The sequence below is a fragment of the Comamonas sp. GB3 AK4-5 genome, from assembly GCF_041320665.1.
Taxonomy (GTDB): Bacteria; Pseudomonadota; Gammaproteobacteria; order Burkholderiales; family Burkholderiaceae_C; genus Comamonas.
This window is the reverse complement of sequence record NZ_CP166730.1, coordinates 3,622,087-3,640,461: the sequence shown is the minus strand read 5'-3', so window position 1 is coordinate 3,640,461 and position 18,375 is coordinate 3,622,087. Positions and strand designations below refer to the sequence as shown.

The window sequence follows — 18,375 nt, the reverse complement described above, 5'->3', positions numbered from 1 at the left end:
CAGCCAAGTGTGAGAAAAAAATGAAACTCGATTTTGGACTGCCTACCCCGCTGGAATACTTTGAAACCCTGGTGCGTCGCGACGAGCCGCGCCTGCTGCTGGAGGCTGCCATCAGCCTGGGCCAGGATGTGGACCCGCAGCTGGATGTGCAGGGCGCGCTCTACCAGTTCGAGCGCATGCTCAAGCTGCTGCGGGACTGTGTTCCCTGGGGCAGCGATGGCGCGCAGCGCCTGACCATACTCAACCAGTTCTTCTATGTCGACCTGGGCTATGGCGGCAACCACAATGACTTCTTTCACCCGGACAACAGCTATCTGCACCGGGTGATGGACACCCGCCGCGGCATTCCCATTTCGCTGGGGGTGTTGTGGCTGGAGCTGGCCCACGGCATAGGGCTGCATGCGCAGGGTGTCTCGTTTCCTGGTCACTTCCTGGTCAAGGTGCAGCTGCCGCAAGGCCTGGTGGTGCAAGACCCTTTGACGGGCCGTGGCCTGAGCGCTGTGGCACTGAGCGAGCGACTGGAGCCCTACCAGGAAGCCTGGGGGCTGGAAGGCGAAGAGCTGCCGCCCATGGGCATGTTTTTGCAGCCGGCCAGCCACCGCGACATCCTGGAGCGCATGCTGCGCAACCTCAAAGCCATCCACCGCCAGCAGAGCGACGACGCCATGGCGCTGGCAGTGATCAACCGGCTGATCACGCTCACGCCCAGCAACTGGAGCGAGTACCGCGACCGCGGTCTGGTGCGCATGGAGCACGGTGAGCGCCGCGACGCCATCCAGGATTTGCAAACCTATGCCCGGCATGCCGAGTCGGCTCAGGATCTGGACATGATCGAGGAGCAGCTGGCCCAGCTGCGTGCCGGCCTTTGAGTGGCCCAGGGGCGCCGATGTGCGCTGCATAAAAAAGAGCATCCATAGTGGATGCTCTTTTGTTTTTGCGGTGAAAAGTACCGGAAATTACCGAACTCTGTGCGCTTGCTGCTCTGCTTTTTGATGAGCCGGTTCCGCTCGCAGAAGGAGAGCGGCTGGCTCGGCCAGATTGGCTTTGCTTGAGTCGGTGTCCTTTTTACATCTGCGCAGCCAGGCGCTGTGGGCTGTATGCACGCTCCCGCATGCACCAGGCCAGCAGGCAGGCGGCGCAGAGAACGCAGAGCACGGTGCTTACGGTGTAGCGCAGGCCATAGGCGTCCGACAGCATGCCAAACAGCGGTGCCACCATGCCGCCTATGGACATGGCAAGGCCCAAGGTGATGCCGCTGGCCGTGGCCTGGTTGCGCGGGAGGTAGTCCTGGGCCAGCGTGACCTGGGGGGCAAAGGGCAGAAACATGCAAACGCCCAGCGCCAGCGTGCAGGCCCAGGCCATCTCGGCGGAAGAGGCCATGGCCAGACCGCCCATGGCCGGCAAGGCCAGCAGATAACCCAGGCGGATGGCGGGTATGCGTCCCCAGCGGTCACCCATCCAGCCGCCCAGCAAGGTGCCTACAGCCCCCGCTGCGGTGAGCGTGGTCAGCGCGGCCGCCCCCATGAAGGCGCTGCCCGAAAGCTCGCGGGTGACGTACAGGGACAGCATGGAGAGCACGGTCACATAGGGTATGGACCAGCCCACGATCACCGCACAGAGCAAAAAGAACGCACGCCAGTCATTGGTCTGCTGCGTTGTCTTGAGTGTGTGGGCAGGGCTGGCCATTGCCGAGCGGGTGTTCTGGACATCGCGCCGGGTCCAGAGCGTCCATACCACCAGCATCACCACAGCTGGCAGCAGGAGCAGCCAGCTGTGGTGCAGCTGACCATTTCCGACCGCAGCCGTCGCCAGCAGCGGGGCGAACGACGCACCGATGGTGCCGCCCACCGAAAACACGCTCATGGCCTTTTGCGAGCTTCCCCCGGCGACGCGCGCGGCCACGGTTGCGGGCGGGTGGTAGGCCGCAATGCCCAGGCCGCACAGCACGGCGGCGGCCCAGCTGACCCAGTAGTCCGGGCTCATGCCCACCAGCACCAGGCCGATGGCAGCAGTCACAAAGCCCAGCGGCACCATCCAGGGGCGCGATGCACGGTCGACATACAGGCCAAACAAGGGCTGTATGACGCTGGACAGCCCCATGGCGGCGAGCATGAGCCCGCTGACGGCGGTGTAGCTATAGCCCCGCTCCAGGGCAATAAAGGGCAGCAGGGCAGGGAGAAGGCCTTGATACAAGTCGTTGACGGCATGGGTGCCAGTGAGCAAACCGAGGCGTGCACGATTCATCGCAAGCTCCAGGCAAGGGCGGCGCGAGTACCGGTGAAAAACATCAGAACTTCCTTTTCAGACGAGGGTGGAGAGGCGGTCCATCGTAGAAAAGCGGGACATTGCATTCCTGCGCAGAATTCACAACAATCATCGTGAAAATGACAGATTGGGTGCGTCACCGTGAAATTCAGTTCGGCCCCGCCGCCAGCCCGCAGCTCCCTGCCAGCGCCCGAGCTGGTTCCCATGCCAGACCCGCATGCCTTTCCCATGCATGGCGAGCAAACCGCCCGCCCCGTGGTGGTCTACGGCACGGACATGCCGGCCAATGCCTATATCCCCCAGCACAAGCACCGGCGGGCGCAGCTGCTGCATGCCACCGAGGGCGTGATGTTGATCCGCGCGGAAGGTGGCAGCTGGGTCGTGCCGCCGGGTTGCGCGGTCTGGGTGCCGCCGGGTGCCAGTCATGACATCACCATGGCGGGCAGCCCGGTGGCCATGCGCACCGTCTTTGTAGAGCCGGGCCTCAGGCCCGCGCTATGGCCGCATTGCCAGGTGATCGAGGTCTCGGCCTTGCTGCTGCAGCTCATCGTGGTGGCCATGGAGCTGCCGCTGGACTACCCGGCGGGCGGGCGGGCCGAGCGCATCATGAACCTCATACTCGACGAGATCGAGGAGGCCAAGCCCTTGGCCTTGCATGTGCCCATGCCCACCCATGCCGCGCTGCTGGCGCGTTGCCGCCGGTTCATCAATGCCCCGGCCGAGCCCGTGGACCTGGGGACATGGGCGCGCTCGCTGCATATGCACCCGCGCACGCTGGCCCGCCTTTTTCAGCGCGAGACCGGTCTGAACTTTGGAGCCTGGTGTCGGCAAACCCGTTTGCTGCTGGCCGTTCCCATGCTGGTGTCCGGCGCCTCGGTACTGAAGGTGGCACTTGCGCATGGCTATGAAAGCCCGAGTGCCTTCGCCGCCATCTTCAAGCAAAGCTTTGGACAGCCGCCCAGCGCCTACCAGAAAAGATTTCACGGGCAAGCTGCATAAAAAAAGAGCACCTTCAGCAGGTGCTCTTTGGCTTTTGGGGTGAAAAGTGCCGGAGATTCAGGAGCCATCGGTATGTGCAGCTCTGCTTTTTGAGGCAGTGCTTCGCCCGGTTCAGGTCAGCTCGGCCTCAACCAGCTCTTTCTTCAGGTAGGCGTAGAACAGCGGCGCGGCCACCAGGCCGGCCGGGCCAAACACCGACTCCGCCACAAACATCACACACAGCAGCTCCCACACGGCCATATGGGTGCGCTGGCCTATGACTCTGGCGTTGATCACGTACTCGGCCTTGTGGATCAGGATCAGAAATGCCAGGCAGGCGGCCGCGGCTACGGGCGAGACCGACAGGCCCACGATGGTCAGCACCACGTTGCACAGCAGATTGCCCACGATGGGCACCAGGCCGGCCACAAAAGTCAGCGTGATCAGCGCCGGGGTGTAGGGCAGCTCCAGGCTCCACAGCGGCAGGATGACCAGCAGGAACAGTGCCGTCAGCATGGTGTTGAACAGCGCAATCCAGAACTGGGCCGCCACGATCTGGCGAAAGGACTCACCCAGCAGCGAGATGCGGCGGTGCAAGGCCATGGTCAGCGGCTTGCTCGGCAGAATGCGCGGGCGCACGGCTGCCAGGGCGCCGATCAAGAGGCCCACATAGGCATGGAGAATGGCGGCCAGCCAGGCCTTGCCGGCAATGGCCAGGGTGCCGGCCTTGTTGGCCAGGTAGTTGGCAATGATGCGTTGGATGTCAGCCGCGCCTTGCGGCAGCTGGGCAGTGAAGTCATGGGGCAGCTTTTCGCGCAGCTCCAGCACCGTGCGGGCCAGATAGTCCAGCAGCTCGCGGTACTGCTGGGGCGCATCCATGATGTAGTAGCGCGTGTGCGAAAGCGCGCTGCTGAGCAAAATCAGCGGTGCCAGCACGATGACCGTGGCCGCCAGATTCTGCACCCAGCGCTCGGGCATGGCGCCCTGGGGGCGCCGCTGCACCCGGGTGATGCCGCCAGCCAGTGCACGCGTGAGCTGAAAGCCCACGCAGGCGCACAGCAGGCCGGGCAGCAGACTGCGCTCCATGACCAGCAGTAGCGCGCCAGCCATCAGCACATAGCTGGCAATCAGCACGCCGCGCGAAGGCGGCGAGGGCGAGCAGATGCTGGGCAGTTGTGAGGAGTTCCGTCCCATGGTGTCTGCGCCCTGTGGTGCTGCGAAGAGGAGAGGTGAATCAGCGAACCTGGACGGCGGCGCCGCTGCTGCGCTCCACGATCTGGCCGATGGCGTAGACCGACTCGCCCAGGCCGCGCAGCGTGGCAGCCGTGGCTTCGGCCTGATCGGCCGCCACCACCACCACCATGCCAATGCCGTTGTTGAAGGTGCGGTTCATTTCCACATCATCGATGCCGGCAGTCTTTTGCAGCCAGGCAAACAGCTCGGTCTGGGGCCAGCTGCCGGCCTTCAGGTCGACGCCGGCGCCTTCGGGCAGCACGCGGGGGATGTTTTCCAGCAGACCGCCGCCGGTGATGTGGGCCAGGGCCTTGATGGGGTGCTGGGCCAGCGCGGCCAGCACGTTCTTCACGTACAGGCGGGTGGGCTCCATGATGGCGGCCTTGAAGGGCTTACCATCCAGCGAGGCGGGCAGGCTGCCTTGGGCTTGCGCCCGCTCGATGCACTTGCGCACCAGCGAGAAACCGTTGGAATGCACGCCGTGCGAGGCCAAGCCCAGCACCACGTCGCCGGGCTGCACATTCTTGCCGGTCAGGATCTTGGATTTTTCGACGGCACCCACAGCAAAGCCGGCCAGGTCGTATTCGCCATCGGGGTACATGCCGGGCATTTCAGCGGTTTCGCCGCCGATCAGGGCGCAGCCCGACAGCTCGCAGCCCTTGGCAATGCCGCCCACCACAGCAGCGGCGGTGTCCACATTCAATTTTCCGCAGGCAAAGTAGTCCAGAAAGAACAGCGGTTCGGCGCCTTGCACCAGCACGTCGTTGACGCTCATGGCCACCAGGTCAATGCCCACGGTGTCGTGCATATTCCACTCGAAGGCCAGCTTGAGCTTGGTGCCCACGCCGTCGGTGCCGGAGACCAGCACCGGTTCCTGGTAGCGCTTGGGCACTTCAAACAGCGCGCCAAAGCCGCCGATGCCCGCCATCACGCCTTCGCGCATGGTCTTCTTGGCCAGCGGCTTGATGCGCTCGACCAGGGCGTCGCCTGCGTCGATGTCAACGCCTGCGTCTTTGTAGGAAATAGGAGTGGAAGCGGGAGTGGTGGAGCTCATGGCGTCGTCTGTGCAAGATAGGCCCAGGGGCAGGGCTGAATCCCGCGATTCTAAAGCGAGAGCCCATTCACCCGGCCCATGGTGCGACGATTGCCCACGTGCCGGGAAGGTGGTCGCGCAGGCCGGCGCAAACCTTCTGCCCGCGCGGACGGGCCTGCCGGTCTAGAATCCTACGCGCGCTGCCCGGTTTTCGGCCTGCCCAGGCCAACAGGGCACAGCAGGCAAACGGGTCACGCCGCGCCAACGCTGGTCTGGCGCGCTGTTCTTTCAACCCACTCGGAATGCTGCTGTTCTTGTCTGAGCCTGCCTCCATTGTTCGGATTCCCATGGTCCTCCTCCCAGAGGAGGTCTTCGCGTGGCCGCGATGAGGCAGCTGGCCCTGGACATCGGCCTGCCCACCGGGCCGTCGCTGTCGCGCTTCTACGAAGGCAGCAATGCCGCCGTGGTCCAGCATCTGCGCAGTTGGGTGGGTGATGGCGTGGCGGCCGCGTCGGCTTCGACGCCCGTGCCCACCTATCTGTGGGGCGTGTCCGGATCGGGCAAGACCCATTTGCTCAAGGCCGTGCATGCGGCCTTGCGCGAGCAGGGGGCCGAAGTGGGCTGGATGGATGCCAGCACGGGCTTTCCGCCCGAATTCGACGAGCGCTGGGCCGCCGTCATCATGGATGATGTGCAGCAGTACACGCCCATGCAGCAGGCCCGCGCCTTCAACTGGTTCGTCAACGCCGTGGCACCGCAATCGGGCACGCCCCGCTGGCTGCTCTGCGCGGGCGACCTGCCACCTGCCGATCTGCATCTGCGCGACGACCTGCGCAGCCGCCTGGGCTGGGGCCATGTGTTCCAGCTGCATCTGCTCGACGAGTTCGAGCGCCGGGCTGTGCTGCGCCAGGAAGCCGACGCCCGGGGCGTGTTCCTGAGCGACGATGTCATGGACTACATGCTCAAGCGTTTTTCGCGTGACCTTGGCAGTCTGATGCAGCTGCTGGACATGCTCGACGGTTTTGCCCTGCGCAACAAGCGCGCCATCACCATTCCGCTGCTCAAGACCATGCTGGAAACCGAATAAGCCCATGGCCTTGTCGCCACGGCCCTCCAACGCACACTATTTTCATGTCCGTCTCCACCGCAACGCAGCGCCCTCGATTGGCGCTGTTCGACCTTGACCACACCCTGCTGCCGTTGGATTCCGACCATGGCTGGGGTGAGTTTTCCATTGACCTGGGCTGGTGCGAACGCGCCGAATTTGGCCGCCGCAACGACGCATTCTTTGCCGACTACCTGGCTGGCCGTCTGGACATCCCAGACTACGTGCGCTTTGCCACCGAACAGGTGGTGCGCCGTGGGCCGCAGGCAGCTGCAGAGGCCCATGCGCGCTTCATGGACGAGGTGATCCGCCCCGCTATGAAACCGGTGGCCCTGCAACTGGTGCAGTCCCATCTGGATGCGGGGGATGTGGTGGTCATCACCTCGGCCACGAATGCCTTTGTGGTCGGCCCCATCGCCCAGGCCTTTGGTGTGCAGCATGTGCTGGCGACCGAGCTGGCGCGTGACGCCAGTGGCTGGTACACCGGCGAGGTGGAGGGCACCCCCAATATGCGCGAAGGCAAGGTGGTGCGCATGACGGCGTGGCTGGCCGAGCGCGGCCTGGGTTGGGGCGATGTGGAGTCGACCTTCTACAGCGACTCCATGAACGACCTGCCCCTGCTCGAACATGTGGACCACCCGGTGGCCACCAACCCTGATGCGCGCCTGCGCGCCCTGGCCCAGGAACGTGGCTGGCGCGTGCTGGACCTGTTTAGCGAGACACCATGATCAAGACCATCATCGACAAACTGCTGGGCAAAGCCCCTGCGGCCCCCCGTTCGCGCAAGCCGCAGTTCGGCAAGCGCGAGGACGTGCCAGTGGCCGTGCACGGCATCGACCCGGAGCTGGTTGACCGCCGCGCCGTCGACGTGGTGCGCACCTTGAAGGACGCCGGCTACGAGGCCTATATCGTCGGCGGCGCCGTACGCGACCTGCTGCTGGGTCTGCGCCCCAAGGACTTTGACGTGGCCACCGACGCCACACCCGAGCAGGTGAAAAACCTGTTCCGCCGCGCCTTCATCATCGGCAAGCGCTTTCGCATCGTGCACGTGGTGTATGGCCGCGGGCGTGAGCATGATGTGATCGAGGTCTCCACCTTCCGCGCCTTTTTGGACAACAGCCAGGCCAAGCATGTGGATGGCAACGAACGCACCAGCAAGGCCCAACTGGCCCATATGCAGCATGCGGTGGACGCCAGCGGCCGCGTGCTGCGCGACAACGTCTGGGGCCCGCAGGACCAGGACGCCACGCGCCGCGACTTCACCGTCAACGCCATGTACTACGACCCGGAAAGCCAGGTCGTGGTGGACTTTCACAAGGGCATCCAGGACGCGCAGAAAAAAGTGCTGCGCATGATTGGCGACCCGGCCACGCGCTACCGCGAAGACCCGGTGCGCATCATCCGTGCCGTGCGCTTTGCGGCCAAGCTGTCGCCGCTGGGCTTCAAGCTGGAACCCAAGACCGCCAAGCCCTTGATCGAATGCGAACATCTGCTGAGCGAAGTGCCGCAAAGCCGCCTGTTCGACGAGATGCTCAAGCTGCTGCAGACCGGCCATGCGCTGTCGTCGATTGCGCAGCTGAAAAAGCTGGGCCTGGAAAAAGGCATTTACCCGCTGCTGGATGTGGTGGTGGAGCGTGCCGATCACCCCTTTGTCACCGCCGCTCTTGCCGATACCGACCGCCGTGTGGGCGAAGGCAAGCCCGTGGCCCCCAGCTTCTTGCTGGCCTGCGTGCTGTGGCAAGACGTCAAGCAGGGCTGGGAGCAGCGCATGCACCGAGGCTTTCACGCCTTCCCGGCGCTGCAGGAAGCCATTGACGAGGTGTTTGACCAGCGCATAGGCGATGTCTCCGGCCGCGGCAAGCTGGCCGCCGACATGCGCGAGATCTGGGTCATGCAACCCCGATTTGACAAGCGCAGCGGCGCCACCCCGTTTGGCATGGTGGCCCAGGGGCGCTTCCGTGCAGGCTTTGACTTCATGCGCCTGCGTGCCGATGTGGGCGAGGTCGAGGAATCCCTGGCCAATTGGTGGCAGGAATTCCAGCAGGCCGACGACGCCCGCCGCGAAGACCTGGTGGCCCAGGCCCGTGAAGAGCAGCGTCTGCGGCAAAAAAGTGCAGCGCCTGCTGCACGCCGCAGCCCCAAGAAGCCGGTGACCGGCGAAGATGCGGCCCCCGCTGCAGCCCCGCGTGCCGACACGCTGGACGCGCTGCTGCCCGAGGGTGACGCCGCTGCCAAAAAGCGCCGCCGTCGCCGCCGCAAGCCTACCGGTGCAGGTGGCGCAGCCGGTGCGGGCGAGGGCGGCGAGTGAAGGTGAATGCATCGGCAGCCCAGGCTGCCGAGCAGGCCTTTATCGGTCTGGGTGCCAACCTGGGGGACCGGGGCCAGTCCCTGGCCCAGGCGGTGCAGGCCATAGCCCGGCTGCCGGGTACACAGCTGGCAGGTCTGTCGTCGCTGTACGCCAGCGCACCGGTTGATGCCAGCGGTCCGGACTTTTTGAACGCGGTGGCGGCGGTACAGACCACGCTGGCACCGCTGGACTTGCTGCACGCGCTGCAGGCCATCGAGCTGCAAGCCGGCCGCGAGCGGCCCTACCGCAATGCCCCGCGCACCCTGGACCTGGATGTGCTGCTGCACGGTGATCTGCAGCTGAACACCCCCGAGCTGACTCTGCCCCATCCCCGTTTGTGGGAGCGGGCCTTTGTGCTGCTGCCGCTGGCCGAGCTGGCCCCGGCCCTGGTCACCCCGGCCCAGCTGGCCGCCGTGGCACAGCAACGCATCGCCCTGCAGCAAGCGCCGCAGGCCTGGTGCCCCGGCATGCTGCAAGCGGCACGCTGAAAACACCCGAAACCATAGCTATACAAGCCACCAGGGGCTTCCCTGGTGCCGTCACACTTGTCGGGCAATATGGCTGCTGCGGTCAGCCAAGGGTTGGGGTGATGGGCCTCTTTTGCCTTTGGCGCATCCGGGAGTGCCCAAGCCATTTCAGGCGCAAGGCCGGTGCTTGCCGTCAAGGCGTTGCCCACCAAACTGGCAGTTCCAGGCCAGAAAGGCGCAAGGCCGGTGCAGCCTGTCAAAGGGCTGCGACATGACTGGCAGGTTCCAGACCTGAGGCAGCGAGCAAGAGCTGTCTCAGAGCGTGTTCACGCTCTCACAGCCGAGGTTGTCGTCTCGCAGGGGGAAAGCCGCACAGCGGCTTTGGAGGTGGACATTCAGCCAATTTTCATCCTGGGCATGCATTGTGCATCGCTGGGCAGAGGCCGTCGCATGGAACGCGGCAAGGTCTTTGGCTCGAGGAAATTGGGCAACACATGGATATCTTGCACACCGACGCATTTTCGCGCACCCGCCGCCGCATTCGCGGCGCTGTTTCCCATCTGGCTCCCACCCCGCTGCCGTGGCTGCAATGGGGGCGAAGGAGCGAGTCCGTCGCCATGGCGCTGGGCATTGCCTTGCTGCTGGCCATCACCGCATGGATGCGGCCGCTGATGCTGCCTGACGAAGGCCGCTATGTGACCGTGGCCTGGGAGATGCTGCGCTCGGGCGACTGGCTCACGCCCAGCCTCAACGGCCTGCCGTTTTTCCACAAGCCACCGCTGTTTTACTGGGTCACGGCCCTGGCACTGAAGCTGGGTGGCATGCACGAGGGCGCAGGCCGCGCGGCCCCGCTGCTGGGGGCATGGATGGCGATTTGGTCGCTGTATCTGTTCACCCGGCGCTGGTATGGGCTGCAGACGGCGCGCTACGCCGTGGCCGTGCTGCTGGCCTGGCCACTGTTCTATCTGGGCGGGCAGTTTGCCAATCTGGACATGCTGGTGGCTGGCTGCATCACGGCCACCGTGCTGGCCCTGGCCCATGCCGCTTTGTGCTTTGAGCAAGGCCTGCCGTCTCGGCGCAGCCTGCTGCTGGCCTATGGGCTGGCAGCGCTGGGTGTGCTGGCCAAGGGTCTGATCGGCTTGGTGCTGCCGGCCCTGGTGGTGGGCTGTTGGCTGCTGCTGCGCCGCCGCTGGCGCAGTATCTGGGCCTTGTGCTCGCTGCCTGGTGTGCTGTTGTTTGCCTTGGTGGCTGTGCCCTGGTTCTGGCTGATGCAGCTGCGCTTTCCGGATTTTTTGCATTACTTTTTTGTGGTCCAGCATTTGCAGCGCTTTGCCGCCAGCGGTTTCAACAATGTGCAGCCCTGGTGGTTCTACCCCGCCGTGCTGGCCCTCAGCAGCCTGCCTTTTTGGCTGTGGTCACGCGCGATGTGGGCGCGCAGCTATTGGCGTGTGGCGGAGCAGGACGCCATAGACCAGGCCGCCGCACAGTCCGTGCGCTTGCTGATGGCCTGCTTTGCCGCCGTGGTGGTGTTGTTCTTCTCCTGGCCAGCGTCCAAATTGGTGGGCTATGTGCTGCCCGCGGTTCCGGCCCTGGCCTGGTTGATGGGGGATGCCATCGCCATGGCGCTGGCATCCCATCCCGAACGCAGGCATTTGTGGTGGCTGAGCCTGGCCGTCGGCGCTTGCGCGTCGCTGGCCGTGCTGTTGTACCTGGCGCAGGACCAGCGTTACACCGCCCGCGATCTGGGCCGGGCGCTGGCCGCGCAGCACAGGCCGAGCGAGCCGGTGTTCATGGTGGACACCTATTTGTACGACACGCCCTTCTATGCCCGGCTGCAGGCTCCCATGCTGCTGGTGAGCCCCTGGAGCGAGCCCATAGTCAACGACAACTGGCGCAAAGAGGTGAAGGACGCCGCTGCCTTTTTGCCCGTGCAGGCAGGGCGCACGCTGCTGGAGCCGGGTCAGTGGCAGCAGCGCCTGTGCAGCACGCCGGTGAGCTGGGTGGTGGGCAAGGCGGCGCTGGTGCAGCGCTATCCGGCCTTGGCAGCGGCGACTGTGGTCGCCTCCGACCAACTGGGCCAGCTGTGGCGCGTGGACCTGGGGCGGCCGGCAGAAGCTGCGGCCTGGGCTTGTGGCAGTGCTGCACCAAACTGAGTGTCAAAGACGCCTTTAACGCAGATGGATAGCGCATAAGGCGCTATCTATTGATGAGTAAAGCATGAAAAACGCCCTGCAGGCCGAGGCCGCAGGGCGTTGTTTTTTGCTGGCTGAAACCTTGGCTCACTGCCTGAGGCGGTGTGGGCAAGGGGAAGGCTAGGCGTCTCAGGGGGTTAATCGACTTTTGCGCCGGAGGCCGCCACCAGGGGCTTGTACTTGGCGCGCTCGGCGGCCATGAAGTCCTCGAACTGCTGGGGCGTGGTGGCCACAGGCTCGGCCAGCAAGGTCTTGAAGCGGGTCTGGGTTTCCGGGGCGCGCAGGGCGTCGGTGAAGGCCTTGTTCAGCTTGGCAATCACGTCCTTGGGCGTGGCGGCCGGTGCCACCAGGCCCCACCAGGTGTCGATGGCAAAGCCCTTGAGCGTGTTGGCCAGCGGCGGCACGTCGGGCAGCATGGGCGAGGTCTGCAGCGAGGTCACTGCCAGGGCCTTGAGCTTGCCACTTTTGATGTTGGGGGCGGCGGCGGCCAGGTTGTCGATGTTGAAGTCCACCTCGCCGGCCAGCAGGGCCAGTTGGGCCGGGTTGGCGCCGCGGTAGGGAATATGCAGGGCGTGGATGCCGGCGCGCTGCTTGAGCAGCTCGCCCGCCAGGTGACCGGCACTGCCGTTGCCACCGCTGCCGTAGTTCAGCTTGGCGGGATGGGCCTTGGCGTACTTGATCAGGTCGGCCAGGCTGTGAATGCCCAGCTGCTCGGCGCGGGCCGCATTCATCACCAGCACATTGGGTACACGCACCATCTGGGTGATGGCGGCAAAGTCCTTGTCGGCGTCAAAGGGCAGCTTGGAATACAGCCAGGGGTTGACGGCATGGGTGGCGGTGGTGGACAGGCCAATGGTCAGCCCATCGGGGGCGGCCTTGGCAATGGCGTCCACGCCGATGTTGCCGCCGGCGCCGGCCTTGTTCTCGATGATCACCGTGCCCAGCGTGTTGCGCACGCTCTCGGCGAGGGCGCGCGAGGTCACATCCAGCGGGCCGCCGGGCGCGAAAGGCACGATCAGGCGGATGGGTTGTTGCTGGGTACCAAAGGCTTGGGCCAAAGGGGAGAAGGCGGCGGCCGCAAAGGCGGCGGTGGCCAGGGCAAGGGTTCTACGCTGCATCATGATGGGCTTGATTGTGCAAAAAATTGCACGTTCATGTTTCACATGGTTTCACTTACGCGTTTTCTTGCGTGTTTGTGTGGAATGCACGCAGGGAAAGGCGGAGAGCTTTCCGAGCGCTGTGGAATCGTGCGCGCTAGCACAGAGTACATGTCCATGCCGCAGGCTGCGGGGCTGCGGCATGGCGTGGCAGCCGGCTTACTTATCGGCTTCCGAGGTGAAGGCGTCGGCGAAGAAGCTCTCTTCGGGCAGGCCGCGCTGGGCGGTGTAGCTGCTGCGGGCCGTATCCACCATGACGGGGGCACCGCAGGCATAGACCTCATGGCCGGACAGGTCGGCAAAGTCGTCCAGCACGGCCTGGTGCACCAGGCCGGTGCGGCCAGTCCAGCCGTCTTCGGCCAGGGCATCGGAGACCACAGGTACATAGGTCAGGCTGGGCAGGCTGGCGGCCTGCTCCTGCAACCAGGCATGCATATACAGATCGGCAGGGCGGCGGCCGCCCCAGTACAGGGCCACGGGGCGGGTGATGCCCTGGTGGCGGATATGCTCGATCAGCGCCTTGACGGGGGCAAAGCCCGTGCCCGAGGCCAGCATCACCATGGGCTTGCTCGAGTCCTCGCGCAGGAAGAAGCTGCCGAAAGGGCCTTCCACGCGCAAGATGTCTTTTTCCTTCATGCCGGCAAACACATGGTCGGTGAACTTGCCGCCGGCCATGTGGCGGATGTGCAGTTCCACGCCGGGTGCCGTCTCCTGCAGATGCGGGGCCGTGGCCATGGAGTAGGCGCGGCGGCTGCCATCACGCAAAATGAATTCGATGTACTGGCCGGCGTAATAGCGGAATTTTTCGCTGGCAGGCAGCTGCAGCTTGAGCTGCATCACATCGTGGGACAGCGGGTTCAGGGCGGCCACGCGCACCGGCAGCTTCTTGATGGGGAAGGCATTCACATCCGTCACTTGGCGCGATTCCAACACCACATCGGACTGCGGCGTGGCGCGGCAGGTCAGCACAAAGCCCTGGGCTTCTTCCTCGGGCGTCAGCGCCTTGTCGGAATGGCTGTCGTGCACCACCGCACCGCTGATTTTTTTGCACTTGCACGAGCCGCAGGCCCCATCCTTGCAGCCATAGGGCAGGCCCACACCGCTGCGGATGGCGGCGGCCAGAATGGTCTCCGCACCTTGGGTGGCGAACTGGCGGCCACTGGGCTGGACGGTGATCTGGTGGGGGAGAATGGCGGAGTCGGTCATGGCTTGGCTATCCTTGGCGAGGTGGTCGAGGCCCTGTCACTGGCAAGCGGCTTCCGGGCTGCACCTGCCTGAGGTGCGTAAACCTCGCTCGAAAAAATCAACCTTCCATTGTGCCTTCAAACCAAAATCCTCTCGGGGCGCTGCCAGCGCGCTTTCGCCGTACGCGCTTGCTGATTGTGGGCTGCGGCGACGTGGGCCTGCGCGTGGCGCGTGACCTCCAAACCAGTCCCTCGGGCCGCCACGGCGTGCGTGTGCTGGCGCTGACCAGCAGCGCCGAGCGCGCCCCCGCATTGCGCGCCACCGGCATCACGCCGCTGCAGGGCAATCTGGACCAGCCCGCCACCCTGGCCCGGCTGGCGGGGCTGGGCCAGCGCGTGCTGCACCTGGCACCGCCGCCGGCCGAAGGTGCGGGCCCCAAGGCCTGGTGGCGCGACCCGCGCACCGAGCACCTGCTGCAGGCCCTGGCGCGGCGCACACCGCCCCAGGCCCTGGTCTATATGTCCACCACGGGCGTGTATGGCGATTGCGAGGGCAGCTGGGTGGATGAAACCCGTGCCCTGGCCCCCGGAACGGCCCGTGGCCAGCGCCGGGCCAATGCCGAGCGTGCGCTGCGTGGCTGGGCGCTGCAGACCGGTGCCCGCGCCAGCGTGTTGCGCGTGCCCGGCATCTATGCGCTGGACCGCGAAGGTGGCACGCCGGTGGCGCGGCTGCGCAAGGGCCAGCCCGTGCTGCAGGCAGGCGATGACGTCTACACCAACCATATCCAGGCCGATGACCTGGCCCGCGCCTGCCTGGCTGCACTGTGGCGGGGCAGGCCGCAGCGCGCCGTGCATGCCAGCGATGACAGCGAGCTGCACATGGGCGACTACTTCGATCTGGCGGCCGATCTCAGCGGCCTGCCACGTCTGCCACGCATCAGCCTGGCCGAAGCCAAGGGCAGTCTGCCGCTGTCCATGCTGAGCTTCATGGGCGAGTCGCGCCGCTTGCGCAACCAGCGGCTGAAGACCGAGCTGCGCCTGCGCCTGCGCTACCCCACCGTGGTGCAGGGGCTGGCAGGGCTGTCGGCCCAATCCGGGTGACTGCCCGCTGGCTGCAAGGGGCGGCTGCTGCATTTTGAGGAGCTGCTGCAGCGCTCCGCAATTGCGCTGGAGGCGTTTTTGATGCCCAAACCTCGCCGGACCTGCCGGGCTGAAAGCCTGCCCCGCAGCCAGGCTGCTGCGGTGAGTTAGCGCATACAAAGGGACTTGCGACCTGGGGAATCTCCGCGTTTCTGTGGCGCTACGGCACTGTGCCGGCGCGGCACACATGGGAGAAAAATGACGCCCTCAGTGCCCTACCTGTGGCTGTGTGACCGCAGGCACGGTTTCTGCAAAGGGAAAGCACCGATGTGAAGTCGGGGGCCTGGCCCTAGCTTGGCAACTTGTTTCAACCAATGGAGATAGTCGCATGCGCGTTAAGGCAGTTACGCTCGCGGTCGCGGGCCTGGTGGGTGGAATCGCAGCTTCGGGAGCCATGGCTCAGGAGGTCATCAAAATCGGTCACATCGGCCCCGTCTCGGGCCCGCAGGCCCATTTCGGCAAGGACGATGAAAACGGCGTGCGCATGGCCATTGAGGACCTCAATGCCAAGGGCATGGAAATCGGCGGCAAAAAGGTCAAGTTCCAATTGGTGGCCGAAGACGACAGCGCCGACCCCAAGCAGGGCACGGCGGCTTCGCAGAAGCTGTGCGACGACAAGGTGGCCGGCGCCGTGGCCTTTGTGAACTCGGGCGTGGCCATTCCCTCGTCCAAGATCTTCAATGACTGCGGCATTCCCATGATCACGGGTGCGGCCACCAACCCCGCGTTGACCAAGCCCGGCTACAAGACCACTTACCGCGTCATTGCCAACGACAACGCCCTGGGCGCTGCGCTGGCCAATTACGCTGCCAAGACCCTGGGTCTGAAGCAGGTCGCCGTGATCGACGACCGTACGGCCTATGGTCAAGGCCTGGCCGATGTGTTCAAAAAGGAAGTTGAAAAACTGGGCGTGAAAGTGGTGGCCACCGAGTTCACCAACGACAAGGCCACCGACTTCATGGCCATCCTGACCTCGATCAAGGCCAAAAAGCCCCAGGGCATCTTCTACGGCGGCATGTATGGCCAGGCCGGCCCCATGCTGCGCCAGATGGCCCAGCTGGGCCTGACCGATGTGAAGTATTTCGGGGGCGACGGCATCTGCGTGGTGGAGCTGGCCAAGGTGGCAGCGGGTGCCAAGCCGCTGGAGAACGTGGTCTGTGCCGAAGGCGGCTCTTCGCTGGCCAAGATGCCTGGCGGCGCGGAGTGGAAGAAGCGCTATGACGCCAAGTACCCCGGCCAGTTCCAGGTCTACAGCCCCTACTTCTACGACGCCACCATGCTGATGGCCGACGCCATGAAGCGCGCCAACTCGGCCGACCCCAAGGTCTATCTGCCGTTCCTGCAAAAGACCGACTACCAGGGCGTGACCGCCAAGATCGCGTTCGAGCCGAATGGCGAAATGAAGAATCCGAGCTACACACTCAGCCGCTATGTGGGCGGCAACAAGCAGCCGCTGGAATAAGTCCGGTGCTGCGGCGTGCAACCCACATGCCGTCCTGTTGAAAAGCAAGGGCCCGCTTCGGTGGGCCCTTGTTTTTTTCGATCCACAGTCAGGGCATCTTGGGGGCCAGCCCATGCTGCGGCAGTGGTAAGGTTGACTGCAGCAAGCTGCTGTCACACCCTGGCCACATTGCAGTGCGGGGTGGGCCCGCATGCCATGTCAGGTGCGCAAAGGCGCAGCAATTTCCAAGGTACGCCCATGAAGAACAACACCTCTGACAGCCCTGCCGCCACACCGGCCGCACCCTCCGCACCACAAGCTACGCCTCCTGCTGCGAAAAAGGCCGGCCAAAACCAGGCCGCATCCGCGCCGGCCAAGCCGACCAGGACGGTCGACAAAGCCATGGCCAAAGCGGCGGGCAAGGCTGCAGCCAAGGCCGGTCATGGCCGCCGCCCTACGGAAAAAGGCGATGTGGCCCAAGGCATTCACAGCGACAGGGCGCTGGAGGAATACGAGGCCGGACAGGCCACGCAGGCCGCGCAGAAAAAGCGCGTGGCGGCCGTCATGTCTGTGCTCGACGGTCCTGGCAGCAACCAGGAACGCGCCAAGGCCTTGCGCACCCTGCTGGAAGGCTCCGACCCCGACGACCAGAAAGCCTTGCGCAAGGCGCTGGATCAGCTGGACCACGGCCACCGCAAGGACGAGCCCAAGCCCAACCCCGACGAAGAGCTGGCCAAGGACTGGAAAGAGGGCGGCTACCCCTATGCAAACTTGCTGCGCCGCTCGGCCTATGAAAAGGAAAAATTCCGCCTGCAGGTGGAGCTGCTCAAGCTGCAGGCCTGGGTCAAGGACACCGGCCAGCGCGTGGTCATCGTCTTTGAAGGGCGCGACGCGGCCGGCAAGGGCGGCACCATCAAGCGCTTCATGGAGCATTTGAATCCCCGTGGTGCACGCGTGGTGGCCCTGGAAAAACCCAGCCAGACCGAGCTGGGCCAATGGTATTTCCAGCGCTATGTGCAGCATCTGCCCACGGCGGGCGAGATCGTGCTGTTCGATCGCAGCTGGTACAACCGCGCCGGTGTGGAGCGCGTGATGGGCTTTTGCACCGACGCCCAATACCGTGAATTCATGCGCCAGGCGCCCCAGTTCGAGCGCATGTTGGTGGGCGGAGGCATCCACGTCATCAAGTTCTGGTTCAGCGTCAGCCGCAAGGAGCAGCGCCGCCGCTTCGAGGAACGTGAGTCCCACCCGCTCAAGCAGTGGAAGCTCTCGCCCATCGACCAGGCATCGCTGGACAAATGGGACGACTACACCCGCGCCAAAGAGGCCATGTTCTTCGAGACCGATACGGCCGATGCACCCTGGACCGTGGTCAAGAGCGACTGCAAAAAGCGCGCGCGCCTGAATGCGCTGCGCTATGTGCTCAGCCGCCTGCCCTACACCCAGCGCGACCTGGCGCGCGTGGGCCGCGTTGACCCGCTGATCGTGGGCCGTGCCCATGCCATCTATGAGCGTGGCGAGGCGCACAACCAGAAAGACAGCGATAACGACGCTTGACTGTGCTCCCCCCTGAGTCGCCTGCGGCGCCTTCCCCCCAGGGGGACGGCACCAGCGCGGCGGGGCGGCCCTTGCGCGGTGCCCTTGTGTGGGGTGTGCCTGTTTTATGCGCCATGGGCTGGCTTGGAAGCCTGTTGCTGAACCTGTTCAGCAGGCTGGTTCCAGGGGGCGGCAGCAGTGTGGCGCAGGGCGATGAGTAGCGCTGGAATATCTGATTTGAGAGCTGCTGATGCAGGTAGAACAAGGGCTTGCGGTCGATATGGCTACAGGCCCTTG

The 18,375-nt window shown here is 64.9% G+C and carries 15 protein-coding genes; 10 read left to right on the top strand and 5 right to left on the bottom strand.

The annotated features are described in order from the left end of the window. The first annotated feature begins 20 nt into the window (after positions 1-20). Positions 21-869, top strand: coding sequence for a SirB1 family protein (locus ACA027_RS16435; protein ID WP_370679273.1), 849 nt, complete (start codon positions 21-23; stop codon positions 867-869). 196 nt (positions 870-1,065) lie between these two features. Here the strand turns inward: ACA027_RS16435 and ACA027_RS16430 are convergent, their stop codons facing one another. Beyond that, a complete protein-coding gene (locus tag ACA027_RS16430) occupies positions 1,066-2,244 on the bottom strand; it encodes an MFS transporter (RefSeq protein ID WP_370679272.1) in 1,179 nt (392 codons plus the stop codon). A gap of 225 nt (positions 2,245-2,469) precedes the next feature. Here ACA027_RS16430 and ACA027_RS16425 point away from each other — a divergent pair, with 225 nt between their 5' ends. Next, positions 2,470-3,264: a helix-turn-helix domain-containing protein gene (locus tag ACA027_RS16425; RefSeq protein WP_370679271.1), complete on the top strand. Its 795-nt coding sequence runs from the start codon at positions 2,470-2,472 to the stop codon at positions 3,262-3,264. Positions 3,265-3,375: 111 nt separating this feature from the next. Here the strand turns inward: ACA027_RS16425 and ACA027_RS16420 are convergent, their stop codons facing one another. Further along, positions 3,376-4,437 (bottom strand): AI-2E family transporter, encoded by a 1,062-nt coding sequence (locus ACA027_RS16420; RefSeq protein ID WP_370679270.1) that lies wholly within the window; start codon positions 4,435-4,437, stop codon positions 3,376-3,378. Positions 4,438-4,477: 40 nt separating this feature from the next. Further along, the gene (gene purM, locus ACA027_RS16415) at positions 4,478-5,530 is read right to left on the bottom strand and encodes a phosphoribosylformylglycinamidine cyclo-ligase (RefSeq protein WP_370679269.1); all 1,053 of its coding nucleotides are present in this window, start codon (positions 5,528-5,530) and stop codon (positions 4,478-4,480) included. Positions 5,531-5,894: 364 nt separating this feature from the next. Between purM and hda the strand changes: the two genes are divergently transcribed. From hda to ACA027_RS16390, 5 genes are all read left to right on the top strand, one after another. Further along, on the top strand, positions 5,895-6,596 hold the full coding sequence (hda, locus tag ACA027_RS16410) for a DnaA regulatory inactivator Hda (protein WP_370682609.1): 702 nt from the start codon (positions 5,895-5,897) through the stop codon (positions 6,594-6,596). A 44-nt stretch (positions 6,597-6,640) separates the two neighbouring features. Continuing rightward, complete coding sequence (locus ACA027_RS16405; RefSeq protein WP_370679268.1) at positions 6,641-7,342, top strand: HAD family hydrolase; 702 nt, start codon at positions 6,641-6,643, stop codon at positions 7,340-7,342. Further along, entirely contained in the window at positions 7,339-8,922 is a 1,584-nt protein-coding gene (gene pcnB, locus ACA027_RS16400) for a polynucleotide adenylyltransferase PcnB (RefSeq protein ID WP_370679267.1), read from the top strand. Before ACA027_RS16405 ends, pcnB begins: the two co-directional genes overlap by 4 nt. 2 nt (positions 8,923-8,924) lie before the next feature. Further along, the gene (gene folK / locus ACA027_RS16395; protein WP_370679266.1) at positions 8,925-9,449 is read left to right on the top strand and encodes a 2-amino-4-hydroxy-6-hydroxymethyldihydropteridine diphosphokinase; all 525 of its coding nucleotides are present in this window, start codon (positions 8,925-8,927) and stop codon (positions 9,447-9,449) included. Positions 9,450-9,922: 473 nt separating this feature from the next. Next, entirely contained in the window at positions 9,923-11,581 is a 1,659-nt protein-coding gene (locus ACA027_RS16390) for an ArnT family glycosyltransferase (protein WP_370679265.1), read from the top strand. A gap of 176 nt (positions 11,582-11,757) precedes the next feature. Here the strand turns inward: ACA027_RS16390 and ACA027_RS16385 are convergent, their stop codons facing one another. Further along, entirely contained in the window at positions 11,758-12,738 is a 981-nt protein-coding gene (locus ACA027_RS16385) for a Bug family tripartite tricarboxylate transporter substrate binding protein (protein WP_370679264.1), read from the bottom strand. Positions 12,739-12,936: 198 nt separating this feature from the next. Continuing rightward, positions 12,937-13,983, bottom strand: coding sequence for a CDP-6-deoxy-delta-3,4-glucoseen reductase (locus tag ACA027_RS16380; protein ID WP_370679263.1), 1,047 nt, complete (start codon positions 13,981-13,983; stop codon positions 12,937-12,939). 110 nt (positions 13,984-14,093) lie between these two features. Between ACA027_RS16380 and ACA027_RS16375 the strand changes: the two genes are divergently transcribed. The 3 genes from ACA027_RS16375 to ppk2 all read left to right on the top strand — a co-directional run bounded on the left by ACA027_RS16375 (position 14,094) and on the right by ppk2 (position 18,099). After that, a complete protein-coding gene (locus tag ACA027_RS16375) occupies positions 14,094-15,062 on the top strand; it encodes an SDR family oxidoreductase (RefSeq protein WP_370679262.1) in 969 nt (322 codons plus the stop codon). Positions 15,063-15,495: 433 nt separating this feature from the next. Further along, positions 15,496-16,563, top strand: a complete 1,068-nt coding sequence (locus ACA027_RS16370) for a branched-chain amino acid ABC transporter substrate-binding protein (RefSeq protein WP_370679261.1) — start codon at positions 15,496-15,498, stop codon at positions 16,561-16,563. 237 nt (positions 16,564-16,800) lie between these two features. Continuing rightward, a complete protein-coding gene (ppk2, locus tag ACA027_RS16365; protein WP_370679260.1) occupies positions 16,801-18,099 on the top strand; it encodes a polyphosphate kinase 2 in 1,299 nt (432 codons plus the stop codon). Positions 18,100-18,375: the final 276 nt, after the last annotated feature.

Excerpts from the sequence above, each read along its gene's own strand:
- ACA027_RS16435 (WP_370679273.1), top strand. The coding sequence starts at position 21 with ATGAAACTCGATTTTGGACTGCCTACCCCGCTGGAATACTTTGAAACC.
- ACA027_RS16430 (WP_370679272.1), bottom strand. The coding sequence starts at position 2,244 with ATGAATCGTGCACGCCTCGGTTTGCTCACTGGCACCCATGCCGTCAAC.
- ACA027_RS16425 (WP_370679271.1), top strand. The coding sequence starts at position 2,470 with ATGCCAGACCCGCATGCCTTTCCCATGCATGGCGAGCAAACCGCCCGC.
- ACA027_RS16420 (WP_370679270.1), bottom strand. The coding sequence starts at position 4,437 with ATGGGACGGAACTCCTCACAACTGCCCAGCATCTGCTCGCCCTCGCCG.
- purM (WP_370679269.1), bottom strand. The coding sequence starts at position 5,530 with ATGAGCTCCACCACTCCCGCTTCCACTCCTATTTCCTACAAAGACGCA.
- hda (WP_370682609.1), top strand. The coding sequence starts at position 5,895 with ATGAGGCAGCTGGCCCTGGACATCGGCCTGCCCACCGGGCCGTCGCTG.
- ACA027_RS16405 (WP_370679268.1), top strand. The coding sequence starts at position 6,641 with ATGTCCGTCTCCACCGCAACGCAGCGCCCTCGATTGGCGCTGTTCGAC.
- pcnB (WP_370679267.1), top strand. The coding sequence starts at position 7,339 with ATGATCAAGACCATCATCGACAAACTGCTGGGCAAAGCCCCTGCGGCC.
- ACA027_RS16390 (WP_370679265.1), top strand. The coding sequence starts at position 9,923 with ATGGATATCTTGCACACCGACGCATTTTCGCGCACCCGCCGCCGCATT.
- ACA027_RS16385 (WP_370679264.1), bottom strand. The coding sequence starts at position 12,738 with ATGCAGCGTAGAACCCTTGCCCTGGCCACCGCCGCCTTTGCGGCCGCC.
- ACA027_RS16380 (WP_370679263.1), bottom strand. The coding sequence starts at position 13,983 with ATGACCGACTCCGCCATTCTCCCCCACCAGATCACCGTCCAGCCCAGT.
- ACA027_RS16370 (WP_370679261.1), top strand. The coding sequence starts at position 15,496 with ATGGCTCAGGAGGTCATCAAAATCGGTCACATCGGCCCCGTCTCGGGC.
- ppk2 (WP_370679260.1), top strand. The coding sequence starts at position 16,801 with ATGAAGAACAACACCTCTGACAGCCCTGCCGCCACACCGGCCGCACCC.